At 49.7% G+C, this 15,864-nt stretch carries 18 protein-coding genes; 6 read left to right on the top strand and 12 right to left on the bottom strand.

Going from position 1 to position 15,864, the window contains the following annotated elements:
• Positions 1 to 76 precede the first annotated feature (76 nt).
• The 5 genes from vapC to C0068_RS15335 form a co-directional block, all read right to left on the bottom strand.
• Positions 77 to 466 (bottom strand): type II toxin-antitoxin system VapC family toxin, encoded by a 390-nt coding sequence (vapC, locus tag C0068_RS15355; protein ID WP_103685362.1) that lies wholly within the window; start codon positions 464 to 466, stop codon positions 77 to 79.
• Positions 463 to 657, bottom strand: a complete 195-nt coding sequence (locus C0068_RS15350; protein WP_103685361.1) for a type II toxin-antitoxin system VapB family antitoxin — start codon at positions 655 to 657, stop codon at positions 463 to 465. Before C0068_RS15350 ends, vapC begins: the two co-directional genes overlap by 4 nt.
• Positions 658 to 880: 223 nt before the next feature.
• The gene (locus C0068_RS15345; RefSeq protein ID WP_103685360.1) at positions 881 to 1,273 is read right to left on the bottom strand and encodes a DUF6285 domain-containing protein; all 393 of its coding nucleotides are present in this window, start codon (positions 1,271 to 1,273) and stop codon (positions 881 to 883) included.
• 2 nt (positions 1,274 to 1,275) lie between these two features.
• Positions 1,276 to 2,310, bottom strand: a complete 1,035-nt coding sequence (locus C0068_RS15340; protein ID WP_103685359.1) for a phosphotransferase family protein — start codon at positions 2,308 to 2,310, stop codon at positions 1,276 to 1,278.
• Entirely contained in the window at positions 2,292 to 3,506 is a 1,215-nt protein-coding gene (locus C0068_RS15335; protein WP_199176200.1) for an acyl-CoA dehydrogenase family protein, read from the bottom strand. The genes C0068_RS15340 and C0068_RS15335 overlap by 19 nt, the downstream gene beginning before the upstream one ends.
• Before the next feature lie 83 nt (positions 3,507 to 3,589).
• On the opposite strand from C0068_RS15335, the gene C0068_RS15330 reads away from it, so the two are divergent.
• Positions 3,590 to 4,222 (top strand): VOC family protein, encoded by a 633-nt coding sequence (locus C0068_RS15330; RefSeq protein WP_233208836.1) that lies wholly within the window; start codon positions 3,590 to 3,592, stop codon positions 4,220 to 4,222.
• A gap of 10 nt (positions 4,223 to 4,232) precedes the next feature.
• Here the strand turns inward: C0068_RS15330 and C0068_RS15325 are convergent, their stop codons facing one another.
• The gene (locus tag C0068_RS15325; RefSeq protein WP_103685357.1) at positions 4,233 to 4,688 is read right to left on the bottom strand and encodes a MarR family winged helix-turn-helix transcriptional regulator; all 456 of its coding nucleotides are present in this window, start codon (positions 4,686 to 4,688) and stop codon (positions 4,233 to 4,235) included.
• Between the two features lie 180 nt (positions 4,689 to 4,868).
• Here C0068_RS15325 and C0068_RS15320 point away from each other — a divergent pair, with 180 nt between their 5' ends.
• Positions 4,869 to 6,038 (top strand): alpha/beta hydrolase, encoded by a 1,170-nt coding sequence (locus C0068_RS15320; protein ID WP_103685356.1) that lies wholly within the window; start codon positions 4,869 to 4,871, stop codon positions 6,036 to 6,038.
• Between the two features lie 7 nt (positions 6,039 to 6,045).
• Here the strand turns inward: C0068_RS15320 and C0068_RS15315 are convergent, their stop codons facing one another.
• Together C0068_RS15315 and C0068_RS15310 are read right to left on the bottom strand one after the other, a co-directional pair.
• Positions 6,046 to 6,474 carry a GreA/GreB family elongation factor gene (locus C0068_RS15315; RefSeq protein WP_158250007.1) on the bottom strand — a complete coding sequence of 143 codons (429 nt, stop codon included), beginning with the start codon at positions 6,472 to 6,474 and terminating at the stop codon, positions 6,046 to 6,048.
• Positions 6,475 to 6,868: 394 nt separating this feature from the next.
• Positions 6,869 to 9,355, bottom strand: a complete 2,487-nt coding sequence (locus C0068_RS15310) for an FAD-binding oxidoreductase (RefSeq protein WP_233208835.1) — start codon at positions 9,353 to 9,355, stop codon at positions 6,869 to 6,871.
• Positions 9,356 to 9,415: 60 nt separating this feature from the next.
• On the opposite strand from C0068_RS15310, the gene C0068_RS15305 reads away from it, so the two are divergent.
• Positions 9,416 to 10,408: a class I SAM-dependent methyltransferase gene (locus tag C0068_RS15305; RefSeq protein ID WP_103685354.1), complete on the top strand. Its 993-nt coding sequence runs from the start codon at positions 9,416 to 9,418 to the stop codon at positions 10,406 to 10,408.
• 64 nt (positions 10,409 to 10,472) lie between these two features.
• On the top strand, positions 10,473 to 10,976 hold the full coding sequence (locus C0068_RS15300) for a DUF2244 domain-containing protein (protein WP_103685353.1): 504 nt from the start codon (positions 10,473 to 10,475) through the stop codon (positions 10,974 to 10,976).
• 4 nt (positions 10,977 to 10,980) lie between these two features.
• Here C0068_RS15300 and C0068_RS15295 read toward each other — a convergent pair whose 3' ends face one another.
• The 3 genes from C0068_RS15295 to ybaK are packed head-to-tail and all read right to left on the bottom strand — an operon-like array spanning position 10,981 to position 13,083.
• Positions 10,981 to 11,787: a 2-keto-4-pentenoate hydratase gene (locus C0068_RS15295; RefSeq protein WP_146047911.1), complete on the bottom strand. Its 807-nt coding sequence runs from the start codon at positions 11,785 to 11,787 to the stop codon at positions 10,981 to 10,983.
• A 48-nt stretch (positions 11,788 to 11,835) separates the two neighbouring features.
• Positions 11,836 to 12,561 (bottom strand): SIMPL domain-containing protein, encoded by a 726-nt coding sequence (locus C0068_RS15290; protein WP_103685351.1) that lies wholly within the window; start codon positions 12,559 to 12,561, stop codon positions 11,836 to 11,838.
• A gap of 57 nt (positions 12,562 to 12,618) precedes the next feature.
• Positions 12,619 to 13,083: a Cys-tRNA(Pro) deacylase gene (ybaK, locus tag C0068_RS15285; RefSeq protein ID WP_103685350.1), complete on the bottom strand. Its 465-nt coding sequence runs from the start codon at positions 13,081 to 13,083 to the stop codon at positions 12,619 to 12,621.
• A 320-nt stretch (positions 13,084 to 13,403) separates the two neighbouring features.
• Between ybaK and rimO the strand changes: the two genes are divergently transcribed.
• Together rimO and C0068_RS15270 are read left to right on the top strand one after the other, a co-directional pair.
• A complete protein-coding gene (gene rimO / locus C0068_RS15275; protein WP_404810257.1) occupies positions 13,404 to 14,723 on the top strand; it encodes a 30S ribosomal protein S12 methylthiotransferase RimO in 1,320 nt (439 codons plus the stop codon).
• Positions 14,723 to 15,436, top strand: a complete 714-nt coding sequence (locus tag C0068_RS15270; RefSeq protein WP_103685347.1) for a 16S rRNA (uracil(1498)-N(3))-methyltransferase — start codon at positions 14,723 to 14,725, stop codon at positions 15,434 to 15,436. The genes rimO and C0068_RS15270 overlap by 1 nt, the downstream gene beginning before the upstream one ends.
• Positions 15,437 to 15,697: 261 nt before the next feature.
• On the opposite strand, the gene C0068_RS19805 is transcribed toward C0068_RS15270, so the two are convergent.
• Positions 15,698 to 15,826 carry a hypothetical protein gene (locus tag C0068_RS19805; protein ID WP_269844903.1) on the bottom strand — a complete coding sequence of 43 codons (129 nt, stop codon included), beginning with the start codon at positions 15,824 to 15,826 and terminating at the stop codon, positions 15,698 to 15,700.
• Positions 15,827 to 15,864 lie beyond the last annotated feature (38 nt).

The raw sequence follows: 15,864 nt of genomic DNA, 5'->3' as shown, positions 1-15,864 counted from the left end.
ACACTTATGGAACGCTTAGTTAATCTCATAGGCGCAATCGCCCGGCGCGGCCGTATGGCTTGGATATATATTTAGATTAAGCCTCAATCAAGCCAAGATGTTTAACGAAAGGTTTAAAGTCTTTATCTGAAAAAAGAAGAGGGAGTTTCTGATCAATGCAAAATGTCGCGATAATGACATCAGCGGTTTTACGCACAGTAATTCCTTTTTTTCTTAGTGTTCTAAAATTCTCTGCGCTCTTTATTGCCATTTTCTCTCCAAGCATGTCGAAAATTGTGACATCTTCAAAAACCCTGCGTGCAGCCTTGTAGTCTTTGTCGCTCCTAAAGCCCTGCAATACCTCAGTCAGAATCAGGTCACCTATAGCGACCGGCCTTATTCCAAGAATATTATCGAGCTTATCAGCTTCGGGAGAGTCCAATCCTGAGAAGTAATCAATCCATACACTGGAATCCACCAAAATCATGAATTGGCTCTCATATCATCAAGGTCACCTGTCCATTGCAGTTTCCCTCGCAGCTTCTTTATATTTTCCTGCTTATTTAGCTTAATCAAGGTCTTCAGTCCCAGCTCAACCACATCTTTCTTAGTCTTTAAGCCCGTAGCCTTCAACACCTCATTCATTAACTTATCGTCAATCTCAATATTAGTTCGCATAATTGGCCTCACGTTGCACAACCATAAAATGTGTATAAAGTATCAACTTTATACACAAATAAAGTCAAGCAAGTGTATGGGCCGACAAGGTATTTCTGAGAGATACAAAATGGGTATTCAAGGCAAGCATTCGCATTCGGTTGGCAGAGGTCACGGAATACGAGTTTAAAAGATAGACACTTACGGACAATTCGGTATCAAAGACACGTTCTAAAACCAGCGCTTAAGCATCGACACGCTTTAAGTAACTGGCATAACGCGGATTATCTATCGCCATCTTTGCGACGGTAATGCGCTCTAGAGCAGCAAGTAAATCATCTTGTCTCAGCGCTATATCTCCGCTGCGGATGTGTTCGAGCAGGCGCAGATTTACATCCCTACTTTCTGGTTTTAAGCATTCGGGATCATCGCCTAGAAACTCATTTAATTCTGATTGCTCTAAACGCCTAAAGCCTTCCCCCAGCTCTGACTCTCGCGCAATGATGCCCAATACATTCAGGGCGATTTTTAGTTTGTATTTAATGGCGTCGTCATCAACTGCCGGCGCCACCTCTGTAGTTAAAAATTCCTGTAAGGCATCACATAGCTGGCTAACATTGGGCTGATTTATTGGCATGGTTATTCTCCCCTCAATAAATCGAGAATATCTAATTCACATTCAGACACGCGGCGGCCAATTGCGACCCGTTCCAATGAACGCTCACGGCCGCTCAAGTGCATATCGCATTGATACAGGCAGATCACGCCCCACTTCAGCACGCCAAAGAGCTCCCAGAACCTTACTGCGTCGCGATCAACCTCACGACCACTTGCGCGGGCATAAGCAGAATACAAACTTTCTCTATCGCCAAAGCCACCCACGGGTTTGTCTATGCGGCCAAAGCGCCAAGAATTCACACAGAGCCAAGCCAAGTCTTCCATAGGGTCGCCGATATGAGACAGCTCCCAATCTAGCACTGCGCGAATGCCGTCTTCGCCGACCATTAAATTGCCATTGCGAAAATCGCCGTGCACCAAGGTCTGCTCACCACAATGGGGAATATGCTCAGCAATCCAGCGAAACGCATATTCAAATACCGGCAAGGTTTGCTGATAACCTCGAAATGCCTGCAAATAAAACGCGATTTGATCCGCCGCCGACGCCCGCCTTAACCCTTGCAAGGTATTTAATGGCACCGCATGAATCGTCGCCAGAATTTCACCACACTGGCCAGCCATTCGCTCTCTTGCGGCGCTGTATATCGGTGCTTTTAAAATCTTTTGCGGCAGGGTTTCACCATCGATACGCCGCATGAGAAAGCCTTCGCCCAAACCGTCGTTTGCCTGCAATTGGGCGATCACCGCTGGGGCGGGCACACCGGCGAGTACCGCCGCATTTAGCACCATGGCCTCTTCAGATTTACTCAATGCGCCACCAAATTGGCTGGCGTCATGCCCGCGCCGAAAAATTAAGCGGTGCTCGGCTCGTGAGTCAGCGGCATTAAACGACCAGGTTTGCGCCGCAGCACCACCGGTAAGACGGCGCAAGCCACTTATCACGACGGGCTCGCCCCACTCTCGCTCAAGCAGTTTTTGCAGCGGCAACTCCAGCTTTTCCGCCTCTTGGCTATCACTTTGCACCGCCGCGGCCTCCGTCACGGTGTATTTGCCCATTCGGCGTCGCGCTCACCAAAATCCCAGCCCCGACCCTTGTCGCGATAGCGTTTTAAAACCTGCTTTGCGACGGATTGGATATGCACTTCATCTGGGCCATCGTAAATCCTCGCCTCGCGGGCATGGCGATACATACGGCTGAGCGGCGTGTCGTCGGTAAGACCGGCAGCGCCGTAAACTTGAATCGCACGGTCTACAACATTGTGAAGCATGCGTGCACCAACCACTTTTATCGCGCCAATTTCTACCCGCGCCGCATCACCGCTATCTATGCAGCGCGCAGCGTGAAGTGTCAGCTGTCGGCAGGCCTGAATTTCCGCAAGACTATCAAACACATGCTGCTGCATGAGCTGCTTATCTGCCAAGCTGGAGCCAAATGCGCTGCGACTATGCAGGCGCTCACACATTAAATCGAAGGCCCGCTGAGCCTGCCCCAACCAGCGCATGCAATGGAAGATTCGACCCGGCCCTAAGCGCCGCTGGGCAATAACAAAGCCCTCGCCTCGGCCTCCCAAGAGATGATGCTCAGGCACGCAAATATCATTGTATTTCACCTCAAAATGGCCGCTATTCAGGCCGAGTAGAGGCGTATCCCGAAGGATCTCGTATCCAACACTGTCGGTGGGAACAATAATCATACTAAAGGCTTTATGATCCGGCGCATCTGGCTCGGTGCGGCACATAATGGTGGTGTAAGCCGCGATGTCCGCTCCAGTGGTAAACCACTTATGACCATTTATACGCCAATGCCCATCTTCTAAAACTGCGCGTGTTTGCAATTGGCTAGGATCAGAGCTTGCCAAAGCGGGCTCAGTCATCGCGAAACTCGGGCAAATTTCGCCAGCAACCAGCGGGCGCAAATACTGCTCCTGCTGCTGAGGTGAGGCGTATTGTTTAAGCATCAAGGAATCTTGCAAGGAATAGGTGCCGAACACTCGCTGTGCGTATTCAGAGCGACCGATCACCTCATTGATATACACATAATCGAGAAAAGGCATGCCCTGCCCACCAATCTCCTTGGGGTGCCCCAGGGCCCATAAGCCTTCGGCCTTTGCCGCTGTCATCAATTCAGCGAGCTTACGCTCCGACACTACTTTATCCGCGCCCTGCAATACTGCTTCGGCGGGGTATATACGCTGCTCTAAAAATTCTTTGGTACGCTGACGAACCTCAAACCAAGCAAGTGACTCGCTCACAAGCACTCCCCTATTTTTATATTTATAACTGCCAGCAATACAAACAAGATGGCTTTTTATTGTCAAGTAAATTGACTTTATATATGATGACTTTAATGCTAAACCCAACTAACAATAATGACGATAACAAAGACATCAGCAGCGAGATACCTATGACCTCTTCATTAAAGCCACTCAACAATATTCATCATGCCGCCTACCGCTGCCGCGACGCCGAGCAAACCCGCTGGTTTTATGAAGACATCATGGGCCTTAAATTAGCTGCCGCATTTGAGGAAGATATCGATTTTGGTGAAGGCCTTGGCCGCAATCGCAATTTTTTACACATTTTCTTTGAAATGGGTGACGGCAACTACCTCGCCTTTTTTGACGAACCTGGTATTTCGAAAGAAGAGGACTTTCGCCGCAAAGACAGCTTTGACATGCACTTGGCTTTAGAAGCAGAAAACATGGGGGACTTACTGGCTTGGCATAAACGCATTAATGACGCCGGCAAAACCTGTCTTGGCCCAGTCGATCACGGTTTTGTGCAATCGGTCTATATGTACGACCCCAACGGCATACAGGTAGAAATTACCTGTCGCGCCACCGATCCCTCTTTAATGCAAAAACACAGCGACGACGCCCGCAGCTCATTGGCGGCGTGGACCAAGAAAACCCGCCCGCTAAAAGAACAAACCTTTGGTGCGGCAAAAATAGACAAGCGAGCACGTTAAGGGCGCCACCCTATTTAACCGGGGGCACAACCACTATCGGCCCCCAGCCCTTGCTTAGCACCTGCTTGAGCTGTTTGAGTTGAGCCCTGCCAATTCGATTGGCGAGCTCATCTTCAATACCAATAACTGCTTTTTCGGCATCTTCACGAATTTTATCGGCGGCAGCGCTGAATTGAACAATCTTTGCACGGCGGTCTGCGGGATCGGGCACCAATTCCAATAAACCGTCGTCCCGCATGGCCTGCAGTAATTGATGGATAGCCTGGCGACTCACACCGAGATTGCGAGCCAAAAACGCAGGCCGGTTTATACCCACCGTCACACTAATCATGATCATTGATTTAGTGCGATTCATTCGCTCCCAGCCCGCCGCCTCGAGGCTGGCTTGTAAACTCTCATCCATCCAGAACAGGGCATAGGCCAAGGTTCCAATTAAAAAATCCTGATGTTCTGCTATTTTTTTCATTCAGTAATCCAGATATTTCCCTGATCTAGGAGGAGGCTTGAGAGAAGCATTCTATTGTATGCGCCACCCTCGCAAAACCCTTATCTTAGCAGCCTACATTTAGTAAAGATAATTGACATATATTCTGGGAATTGCTCTACTGCTCCTATACCAATTTACGCAGAAACAGCGGGTGTCGTTATGACCAATAAGAAGAAAGCCTACGAACGCATTCCCTATTTGATCTTCTACCAAGACAAAAGTCCGTTTAAAGAAACCTACGGCGGCCCAATGGATTTTGGCGCACTCAAATCACATTTATTGCGACCAGCAGAACCCAAAACAAACAGCGTTATTGTCTTTATGCACCCCGTAGGCGGTGGCGAATATTTACCAATGATTACCGCCCTCGCCTCTGCGGGCTACCCCGTTATCTATTGTCAAAGCCGTTATCCCGGCAATGACACGGCTCTGATTATGGAAAAAGTCGTGATAGACCTAGGTAATTGCATTCGTCATGCCAAGGAAAAATTTGGTTTCGACAGGGTGATTTTAGCGGGCTGGAGTGGCGGTGGTTCGCTGTCTATGTTTTACCAGAGCCAGGCCGAAAACCCGACAATCACAGAAACGCCAGCAGGCGATTCGGTTGACCTGACCATTCAAGGGCTGATCCCCGCAGACGGTATTATGATGCTAGCAGCTCACATCAGCCGCACGCACACACTAACAGAGTGGATAGATGCATCGATTCTGGACGAACAAGACCCAAGTCAACGGGATCCAGAATTAGATATTTACAACCCTCAGAATCCAAACCAGCCGCCCTATTCAGTAGCATTTTTAGAGCGCTACCGCGCTGCGCAAATTGTCCGCAATCGCAAAATAACTGCATGGGTGAAGGAAAAATTAGCAAACCTTAAAAGCAGCGGACGCCCCAACGATGAGTTCGCCTTTGTGGTACACGGCACGATGGCCGACCCACGCTGGCTTGACCCCACAATCGACGCCAACGACCGCCAGCCCCGCTGGTGCTATTTAGGCGACCCAGAAGTGGTCAACAACGGGCCAGTGGGCTTGGCGCGCTTTTGTACTTTACGCAGTTGGTTGTCGCAGTGGAGCTACGACGACTCCAATGCCGATGGCCTAGTTTGTGCAGAAACCATTACCGTGCCTGCGCTGGTCATTGGCAACAGCGCAGACGACGCCTGTACGCCCAGCCACACCACACGGATCTTTGAGGCCATTGGCCACAACAATAAAGAGATGCACGAAATTAAAGGTGCCACACACTATTATTTCGGCCAAGAACAGCAGCTTAAAGAGGCCATTGGGCTCTGCGCTGATTGGCTGGCGCGCAAAGCCTTGTTATAAACGGGGTCTAACCCACGCTCGCCATTTTCTCGCTCTGGCGCTTACTTTTGCACTGCGGAATTTCGATTTTCTGAACAGATAAGCGCCGCACCTTACCGTTTAACAAGGGCCACTCTATTTCATTGCCCTTGCGCAAACCTAGCAGAGCGCACCCCACCGGCGACAACACCGAAATTTTTAACTGCGTGACGTTGGCCTGCCAGGGCATGACCAAGGTAACTTTGGTTTGGCTTAGTAAATCCAAGTCGATAAACGTCACCTGAGAATCCACGCAGACAAAATCATTGTTGTAATCGCGGTCCGGCACGATTTCAGCCCGATCGAGTTCGGACTGCAAATCCTTGGCGGCATCTGAACGATTGCGAGCAATAAATTCTGTTAAGACCTGATAGTCGGATTGCTTTACAAAAATAGGGATATGCGACAAATCTTGCACTTTTTTCTCCATAGCAAAACTCAGTGATATTAAAAATATCAGCCACTAATTATTAAATGATTAGATTGGGAGTGTTGCGGGCGACTGAGTAAAACTCAATCGCCTTAAGAGAGGAAGGCGGCAAAAATCCCAGCGCAAACTGCGCCGAAATTGAAACCTTGAACTGTATATAACAAAGACCTTTTCATGAACCTGAGGTTAGCAGCTTTTAAAAACTTAGCAAGGCCTCAAAAGTCTTTAAAGCATATTGTTTAAAGACTTTGTGTAGGAATAAAAATTAAAGACAATATCTGCTGAATCTACTCACAAGAATCCAGAACATTTTCTTACAAATATTGCGGCAACACCGACTTACTGAGCCCTTCCAAAAAGCCTGCGGTGCTGCCTTTATTTTTTAATAATCAAAAACGTGCTCCAACTCAATGCCGGCGCTCTCTACATCCAATATCAATTGCGCCAACTCAGTTACCGCAACCATCAGGACAATGCGTTCGCGGCTGCCGTCTGACACCAAGCGCGAGCGAAACAGCTCCTGCGCCTGCAAACTGGATACATCTGCAGCCTTTGCTGCGAGCAGTGACACAGCGATTTGGTGATTTCCAGAAATATCGCTGATCGTCCACTCGGTATTGAAGAATTTAGGCATGATCTCGGTAAAACCACCCCAGCGCGGCACCGACATAATATAGTCTTCGCCACCGGTCGCCACTATCTCCGCACCCTCAGGCTCTTCTGGCAGACGAATGCTATTGCTCTGCACCCGCTGCGCAGTGAGGTAAATCCGCTTATCGGTTTCGCCATATGTAGATTGCGCGGCGTATTTAATTAATTTGGCGTATAGGGATTTCAGACCAAATTCGGCGCTAAAAAATAATTTGCGCTCCCATTTGCGAAAAGCGTGATCGCCCCACAGCGGGGTGTCAGACCATATACGATCCCGCCATGCGGCGAAGTCAAATTCATACCATGGCTCGTCAAAAATTAATTCGCTATAGGCGCGGTGCGCCCGCTGAATCAAAATATCTTCCGGGGTATCTTCGCCACCCGCCAGCCAGCGGCTAAAGCGGCCGACACTCGCCTCGTAAGCACCTTTTACCAGATACTCCAAGGTGGTACTGATGCCAATAACCCGCAACATGGTGCGGTATTCAGCATTTGCCGGATAGTTCTGCGCGCTTATCGCCACCACCCGATCATACAGAACCCAGTACTCATCAATGCTCTCAAAGAAGGGGAAGCGACTTGGGTCACTAGCAGCCGCCAAATAATCCGCGTACTCCTTGGGCTGAAACACCAAATACCACTCGGGAATGGTCAGCAGGGTTTGCTCTACAGGGCGATAATATTCCGCAATGTCCTTGCGTGTTTGGGCCATCAAATCGCTATTAAAGGGGTAGTACTTCGCCCAAAGCATATTCACAAAACGGTTGTTAGGATCGAGCCGCCATTTAAGCCCGAAATAGTCCTTGGCGCGGGGGTAGGCTGCAAGAAACTGCTCTTTGCTTGCCTGCAGTTGGTAGGGCAAGTAATAGGCGCCGCCAACCGCAATGGCCGCATCAATCATTTCGCGGCTCCATACGCCCACCGCCTGCTTGGCCTCGGCATCGGTGCCCTGCCGGTAATACACAACAAAGGCGAACACTTCAGAGCGCGCCCACGACAGCAATGTATTGGTATCTGCCTTGGCGTGCCGAATACTCACATTGATGATATTGGCCTTGTTACGCTGGAAAATTTCCCGCATTTTCGGCACAAATTCATCAAAACGCTCTACCGGCACGAAGTATTCACGCAGGCCGTAGGTGTATTCAGAGCGGTCATCTGGCTCAAGTTCAGCCACGTCATAACTGGCTTCGTAATTGCGCCATACGACTTTTTCGGGGTAATACAGTAGCGGATCGATAAGGTGCTGCCGGCTCCACTTGCCAAAGTCAGATCCTGCAACAAACTTCTCCAGCGCCACCTCTAAACGGTAATCTTGATCTGCCGGAATAAGGCGTTCGGTTTTGGTCACCGCCTTGTCGCTGGCGTACCAGCTCACATCGCGCAAATGAGTAAAATCTGGGGGATAGATATCTGCATTGTGAAAAACGACCTCGCCATTATCACGAATGGCATCATGAAAATAAGCCGCGTAATCCTCTACCGGCATCGTTCTCGTTTTGCGCTCTACTGGCAGATTGTCTTCTAACTGCAGTGTCGCCTCGACAATCACTCCCAGTCCGCCGTAGCCACCAATAGCGCCGTAAAATATATCGGCGTTCTCCTGTGGCGATGCCGCTATTATGGAGCCATCTGCCAGTACTAATTTAAGCCCCAACACCGACCCCACCAGCGGCCCCTCGCCAATATAGCGGCCGTGGACATTTACGCTGAGTGAGCCGCCAACGCTGAAGTTGGCGTAGGTTTGCATGATTTTGATCGACAAGTTATGGGGATCGATTTCGGACTGCAACTGCCGCCAGCTAATGCCCGTCTGCACCGTCACCTGCTTTTTAGCCGTATCTAGTGCCAGCACTTTATTAAAGTTACGCATATCAATATGCAAGCTGTCTGGATAAGCGGTTTGACCACCCTGACTATAGCGGCCGCCGCCAATCGAGACCCGACCATCGCTGTCGCGCAGTGCTTGCTGAATGTCTTCTACACTCTGCGGGGAAATTACCTCAGCCACCCGTACCGCGTTCAAGCGGCTTACATCGTTCACAAGCTGCGGGATTTGCGGCACCACAAATTCATCGTCACCGGAGCGCAACACCATAACCGTGGTCGCCACTCCCGCCAGCACTACTGCAAGAATCACCAGCGCTGCTACACTGCGAATTATTGTCCAACACACACCGAGGCTACGACGCCATTTTGATTTGGAAAATTCAGACAAGCTCAAACTCCCTTTTTAATGTATAACAGCAGAATTCCTGTTAACGCAGTGAGCGCATAAATGAATCATGTTTCACGACGACAATTTGTAAAATCGCTTTCGCTAGTATTTTCGGCTCTGGTGGCGCAGCGCTCACTGGGAAACAGTTCGGACAACACCGCCGCGCCCTTTCCAACAGTACCCTTATTAGTTGACGACAACTTTGGCGGCAACTTTTCCTATATTTACCGCAACAATGATTTACGCGAGCAATTCTTTAATTTTTTGGTCAACGTTTTCCACCTCTACCCCGAACACGAACTGCACGCGCTTATCCAAAGTTTTGCAGAATCCTATAGCGCAGACGAAAACGTCTATAAACAACTTCAACAGAATATTGGCAATATTAAGCCGTTTCTGTCGGAATTAACATTTGCCCTACCCGCCCTGAACAAACAAAAACGCGATATGCGCAGCCAAAGCTGCGAATTACTCGACACAAACCGTCGCTATGAAGGCTATTTAGAGATCGGTTCTACTGGCCGCTACCTCGACGCGCTTGAAGAACCCTTAGACATCGTCGGCGAGCGTTATTTCCTCGCCGAGCGAGCCCCAAACTACTCTTTGCCCGATATTCTTGATCGCGGCCAAATCATGCAGGCCGGTCACTACATCCCCTTGGCTGACTACGCCCCCGAGCTTGGCAAAGCCATTCCCGCCAATTCCTTAGATTTAGTGACGGTGTTTATTGGCTTTCACCATTGCCCCCTGCCGCTGCGGGAGCAATTTATTAGCGATATTCGCGACAGCATGAAGCTCGGTGGCTACTTAATTGTGCGCGATCACGACGCCCACAACGACGATATGCATGCGATGGTCGGCCTCGCCCACGACGTTTTTAATATGGGCACCAACGAAAGCTGGGAATACAACGCCAAGGAATTGCGCAATTTTTATAGCCTGGCATTTTTAGATGAATGGTTGAGCAATTCCGGCTTTCAGGGCAGCGGTGAAAAGCTCTATCAAGCTGGCGACCCAACCCACAATGCCTTGATGGTATATCGAAAGGTTTAGCCAGATCAGGCCAACGAGCCACCTAATTTCGGCTAAACTCAAGGAAGAACGAGGAGCGTGCATCATGATTGATATTCGCGACAACGAACACCGCGCAGAGATTATTCTGCGCCCCAACTGCTCCGCTAGCTGGGCCCAAAATCGCCGCCTCATTCTGGCGGTGATGACCGTCAACACGATATTCAGCGCGGGATTTCTCGCTATAGGCGCGTGGTTGGTGCTACCGTTTATGGGCTTGGAGCTGCTGATGATGTGGCTCATCATCAGTCGTACATTCAAAAAATTGCAAATCCAACAAATTGTCAGCCTAGACCCGCAAACTCTCAGCATCGACGAAGGGCACCAGCAGTGTGAACGCAGCTGGCACTGGCCCAGACAAAGCAGTTGCGTGCTGGTCACCGTTAAAACCCATCCCTGGGACCCGCTGCAAATCAGCCTAAGCCACTGCGGCGAGCATGTACTCATAGGCGGTTTTTTGAGCAAAGATGACAGCCAAGCCCTGCTCACCGCGCTGCGCCGACATTTGCCAATTAAACATTACTGCGAAGAGTCAGTGATCAGTATCTAAACCTTTAGGGTTCAATTAGTAGTGACAGCTCACCCAGATCGCCAAAGGACACATAATAGCGGCCTTTTTCCAAGGGCAGCATTTGCCCCAGTGCGCCAGTCAACAGCCACTGGTCTGGATAAATCACCCAGCCTTGCTCAATTCGATCATTGATTAAATTCAGTAGCATCTGCCACTGCCCACCGATTAGCGAACCGCTCTGCGCCGAAAACACGGGTTGATCGTCAATATGCAAGCCAACGGTAATGGCCTCTACATCGACACTATCTGCAGCCACCGGCGTACCGACCACAAAACTGCGCGCGGCGACATTGGCGCGAACAATCTCAAATACCGTCGGCATGCCCTGGGCTTTAAATCCTAAATCCGGCAACTCTGCCGCTGGGGCAACCACCGCGACCAATTTTTTCAAACTTGCTACGTCGGTAACCGGATGCCTTATTGCCCGCTTTAAGCGATAAGCCAGCTCTACCTCAAACATCCCCTTTTTAAAATCAGAAAGTTTGATGGCTTGGCTAGAATCTAAATGCGCCCCCGGCAACAACACCCCCATAATCGGGCGATCACTGCGAAATTGTTGCTGAGACGCCAGCGAGGTCAGCCCAGCCTTGTAACCCTCGGGCAGACGCCCGCCAAGCTTTTTATCCAGACTCAGCTTTTGCGATTGATAAGCACCGCGCCACTGCAATTTTTTAAGCGATTCGACACTGTCCTCGTCACCACTTTGGGCAAAACCCACAACAGAGCAACTTAGCAAGGCCGCCGCCAATACCATCTTATTCAAATTAAAAACTACACTAAACCACTGCATTTTTACTAACACTCAACTCTAGCGCCGGTATGGCCTACTGCTTAAAAATCAGTCTGATAAATAATATTCAACCGTGGACACCACCCGTACCTTTTTAATATGCGGGTTATTTTTGTCGCGATCACTAATCGAAAACTGGCCCTGCGAGGCCCGCTTTATTTTGCCGAGTACGCTGTCGGAATCCTCCGCAAACTTCTCAGCCACAGCACGGGCCTGACGGGTCGCCTCCTCAATCATAGATGGCTTAACCTGATTGAGTTTGGTGAATATATATTCCGTCTGGGCTTGATAATTATTGCCATTAAACGCAATGCCCTTTTTACCCAATTCAGATAGCTCGCGGCTTACTTCACGCACTTTTTCTATATTTTCCGAATAAACCGTCACCGTCTGCTCAGCGGTGTAGCGGAAGGGAGAATTACCATTATTGCCGTATTGCTGGGCAGACTTATCGGTAATCGCCGGTGCCGAGATCGAAATCTCATCACTGGAAAAACCTTTGTCTCGCAAAAATGTCTTAATGGTTGCCACCCGCTCATCCAGAAGCACGTACAGTTTTGGCAGATCATTATTCGCCTCTGTGAACTGCAGCGGCCAAATGGCAACGTCAGCGGTAAACTCCCGCTCAGATAAACCTTTAACCGTCACGCTGCGCTCAAATTGGCGGTATTGGCTCGCGGCAGTGCCTAATAACACGCCCAATACGGCAAGCCCAAGCACCAGTGAAATACCCAATATCAATGCGCTGGCTGGTGAATTCTTAGCGTTCGTCATTCCCTATTTCCCCCTTATTATCTTCAAAAGCCACACGGCTCCAATACACTGCGCTATTCAAATTAAAGGGGCAAACACCGCCCGCGTCATTGTGCATAAATCCTCGGCGGCCAACTCAAGCTCTAAACCACGGCGCCCCGCGCTTATATAAATACTTGTAAATTCCCGCGCGGAGTCATCAATCGCTGTCGCCAATAATTTCTTTTGCCCCAAAGGACTCAGCCCACCCAAAACATAGCCCGTTGAACGCTCAACATCGGCCTGCGCCGCCATGGCTGCTTTCTTAACACCCAAGGCCTTAGCGGCCTGCTTCATATTTAATTGGGCCGACACCGGAAGTACCGCAACCGCGAGCGCCTTGCTATCTAAAGCCAGCACCAGTGTTTTAAACACCCGCTCCGGTGCAATACCCAGCTTTTCTGCCGCTTCTAAACCATAAGATGCACTAGCTGGATTGTGGACATATTCGTGAACAATATGCGCTATCTTTTGCTTCTTAAGTAAATTAATTGCCGGCGTCATTATCGATCCACACCACTAAGCCAAGCCATAAGCATAAACACCTGCAATTGACCTCTAAGAAGGTTTCTAGTTCCAAAACAAGGTGATAGCGCACATTCGCCAAATCAAACGCCCCGCGCCCACCCATCAAGTAATAACTATTCTTATTTAGCCTTGAGCACATGCCAAGCACGGCAAATATTTTGCTGTGATTGAGCACTATTAACGCTATCCAACACGGAAATACCCATAAGCAATGTATGGCTTATGGGGCTGTCGTGCTAAAATTGCGCGCTTTCCCATTTTCACCACAACCCGCAAGGTAAGAACACAATATGAGCATGACAGACACCAGAAAACGGGTTGGATTCGTGAGCTTGGGCTGCCCCAAAGCCTTGGTTGATTCTGAACGTATCCTCACTCAATTGCGAATAGACGGCTACGATATTGTGCCAAATTACGACGATGCCGACGTGGTCGTGGTCAACACCTGCGGCTTTATCGATAGCGCAAAGCAAGAATCGCTGGATGCCATAGGCGAAGCACTTAAAGAAAACGGCAAAGTTATTGTCACCGGCTGTATGGGCGACGATGCCAAGATTCGCGCCGTACACCCCAATGTATTAGCCGTAAGCGGCCCAGCGGCCTACGAAGAAGTCGTCGGCGCCGTGCACGAATGGGCGCCCGCCAACAAACAACACGATCCCTTTATCGACTTGGTTCCACCCCAGGGCGTTAAACTTACACCGCGTCACTACGCCTACTTAAAAATTTCTGAGGGCTGCAATCACCGCTGTAGCTTCTGCATTATCCCGTCAATGCGTGGCGACTTGGTCAGCCGCCCCATCGGCAGCGTGCTAGAAGAAGCCAAACGCCTAGTGAATGCCGGCGTTCGCGAAATTCTGGTGGTATCCCAAGACACTAGTGCCTACGGCCTAGACACCAAATACAAACTCGACTTTTGGGACGGCCAACCCATTAAAACCCGCATGCTAGAGCTGTGCGAAGCACTGGGCGAAATGGGCGTATGGGTGCGCCTGCACTATGTTTATCCTTACCCCCATGTCGACAACGTCATTCCGCTAATGGCAGAAGGCAAAATTCTGCCCTACCTCGACATTCCCTTTCAGCACGCCAGCCCTAAAGTGCTAAAGGCAATGAAACGCCCCGCCCACCAAGAAAAAACGCTTGAGCGCATTAAAAAATGGCGCGAGATCTGCCCAGACTTAGTTATTCGCTCTACCTTTATTGTCGGCTTCCCCGGCGAGACGGAAGAAGACTTTCAAATATTATTGGACTGGCTGCAAGAAGCCCAACTCGACCGCGTTGGCTGTTTTGAATACTCGCCAGTAGAAGGCGCCACCGCCAATGAACTGGCAGACCAAGTGCCAGATGAGATCAAAAAAGATCGCTGGGAGCGCTTTATGGTGGTCGCGCAGGAAATTTCTGCTCAGCGCCTGCGCACAAAAATCGGCACTCAACAGGAAATCCTCATCGACGTCGTTGACGAGCAAGGCGCCATTGGCCGCAGTGTCGCTGACGCACCGGAAATCGACGGCAAAGTGTATTTAGATGGCTTTACCGACGTAAAACCCGGCGACGCACTAGTCGTGAATATTATCGACTCAGACGACTACGACCTTTGGGCAGAACCCGCCTAATGAACCTGCTGCTATTGCAGCCTGAAGACTTAGGCACAAACCCAAACCACATAACACTGAGCGATGCGCGCGCAGATCATATACGCAATGTACTGCGCGCCAATCTTGGCGATATGCTTAAGGTGGGTTTACTAAACGGGCTAACTGGTAACGCGACCATCACCGCTATCAGCGGCAGCAAAGTTAGCCTTGAATTTGAACTGCACACCCCGCCACCGGCCAAGCTCCCGCTGACCTTACTATTAGCACTACCGCGCCCCAAAATGGCCAGACGGATTATTCGCGCCGCCACCGAACTGGGCGCAGCCGACATCATATTGCTCAACAGCTACCGAGTTGAAAAAAGCTACTGGCAAAGCCCCCTCGTCAGCGACGACACATTGCACAAGGCAATGCTTGAAGGATTAGAGCAAGCCGGAGACACCGTCTTGCCAAGGCTGAGCCGCGCAAAGCGCTTTAAACCCTTTGTAGAAGATGAACTACCCAGCCTGCTAGAAAATAAAATCGGCTTGCTCGCCCACCCCTACGCCGAACAAAGCCCACCGCAAGCTATAAAACAAGACTGCGTACTAGCCATAGGCCCAGAAGGCGGCTTTATTCCCTACGAATGTGAAAAGCTCATCGCCGCCGGTATGCAAAGCTTCAGCCTCGGCCCGCGAATTTTAAAAACAGAGACAGCGGTATCTACGCTGATTGGTCGGTTGTTCTTATAGAAACAGGCATTTCGAAGGTATATAAAAAACAAAAAAGCTAAAACATACACTATCTAGAACTTTGGAATAATCTCGAATCATGAGCGACTATTAACAAGAACAGCAGGCAACCTTTTTTTGATGAAAACAGTACAATAAAAATGGGCCACCTGTTATGTCGCGCCACTCAGTCGGCAACTGCACATACTTGTAAATCTTAACTAGTGAACCCTTTAAGAATCTCTAAAATTATGTCAAAAGGCCTTGTTCCAAGGACGAATTTTAATCGTAAAGGGCTGCCTGCAAAAAGCCGCAGTCGGCAATGCCACCCCTGTGATTCATATTGTCGCCTTCAGTATTGAAAGCCATGATCAGCTCATGAGTATCGACACCACATCCCATGATTTTCACTAGGGCTGGCCATATATTATCGAAGACGATTTAGCTCA

Origin of the sequence: Zhongshania marina (assembly GCF_002915595.1) — a bacterium.
GTDB classification, from domain to species: domain Bacteria; phylum Pseudomonadota; class Gammaproteobacteria; order Pseudomonadales; family Spongiibacteraceae; genus Spongiibacter; species Spongiibacter marinus_B.
The sequence above is the reverse complement of the archived record's forward strand: the minus strand, read 5'-3'. Positions and strand labels throughout refer to the sequence as shown.

Bases quoted from the DNA above. Each gene is read 5' to 3' on its own strand.
- C0068_RS15295 (WP_146047911.1), bottom strand. From the start codon at position 11,787: ATGCAGTGGTTTAGTGTAGTTTTTAATTTGAATAAGATGGTATTGGCG.
- C0068_RS15345 (WP_103685360.1), bottom strand. From the start codon at position 1,273: ATGCCAATAAATCAGCCCAATGTTAGCCAGCTATGTGATGCCTTACAG.
- C0068_RS15325 (WP_103685357.1), bottom strand. From the start codon at position 4,688: ATGAAAAAAATAGCAGAACATCAGGATTTTTTAATTGGAACCTTGGCC.
- C0068_RS15290 (WP_103685351.1), bottom strand. From the start codon at position 12,561: ATGACGAACGCTAAGAATTCACCAGCCAGCGCATTGATATTGGGTATT.
- vapC (WP_103685362.1), bottom strand. From the start codon at position 466: ATGATTTTGGTGGATTCCAGTGTATGGATTGATTACTTCTCAGGATTG.
- C0068_RS15305 (WP_103685354.1), top strand. From the start codon at position 9,416: ATGAATCATGTTTCACGACGACAATTTGTAAAATCGCTTTCGCTAGTA.
- C0068_RS15300 (WP_103685353.1), top strand. From the start codon at position 10,473: ATGATTGATATTCGCGACAACGAACACCGCGCAGAGATTATTCTGCGC.
- C0068_RS15320 (WP_103685356.1), top strand. From the start codon at position 4,869: ATGACCAATAAGAAGAAAGCCTACGAACGCATTCCCTATTTGATCTTC.
- C0068_RS15340 (WP_103685359.1), bottom strand. From the start codon at position 2,310: ATGGGCAAATACACCGTGACGGAGGCCGCGGCGGTGCAAAGTGATAGC.
- rimO (WP_404810257.1), top strand. From the start codon at position 13,404: ATGACAGACACCAGAAAACGGGTTGGATTCGTGAGCTTGGGCTGCCCC.
- C0068_RS15330 (WP_233208836.1), top strand. From the start codon at position 3,590: ATGATGACTTTAATGCTAAACCCAACTAACAATAATGACGATAACAAA.
- C0068_RS15270 (WP_103685347.1), top strand. From the start codon at position 14,723: ATGAACCTGCTGCTATTGCAGCCTGAAGACTTAGGCACAAACCCAAAC.
- C0068_RS15350 (WP_103685361.1), bottom strand. From the start codon at position 657: ATGCGAACTAATATTGAGATTGACGATAAGTTAATGAATGAGGTGTTG.
- ybaK (WP_103685350.1), bottom strand. From the start codon at position 13,083: ATGACGCCGGCAATTAATTTACTTAAGAAGCAAAAGATAGCGCATATT.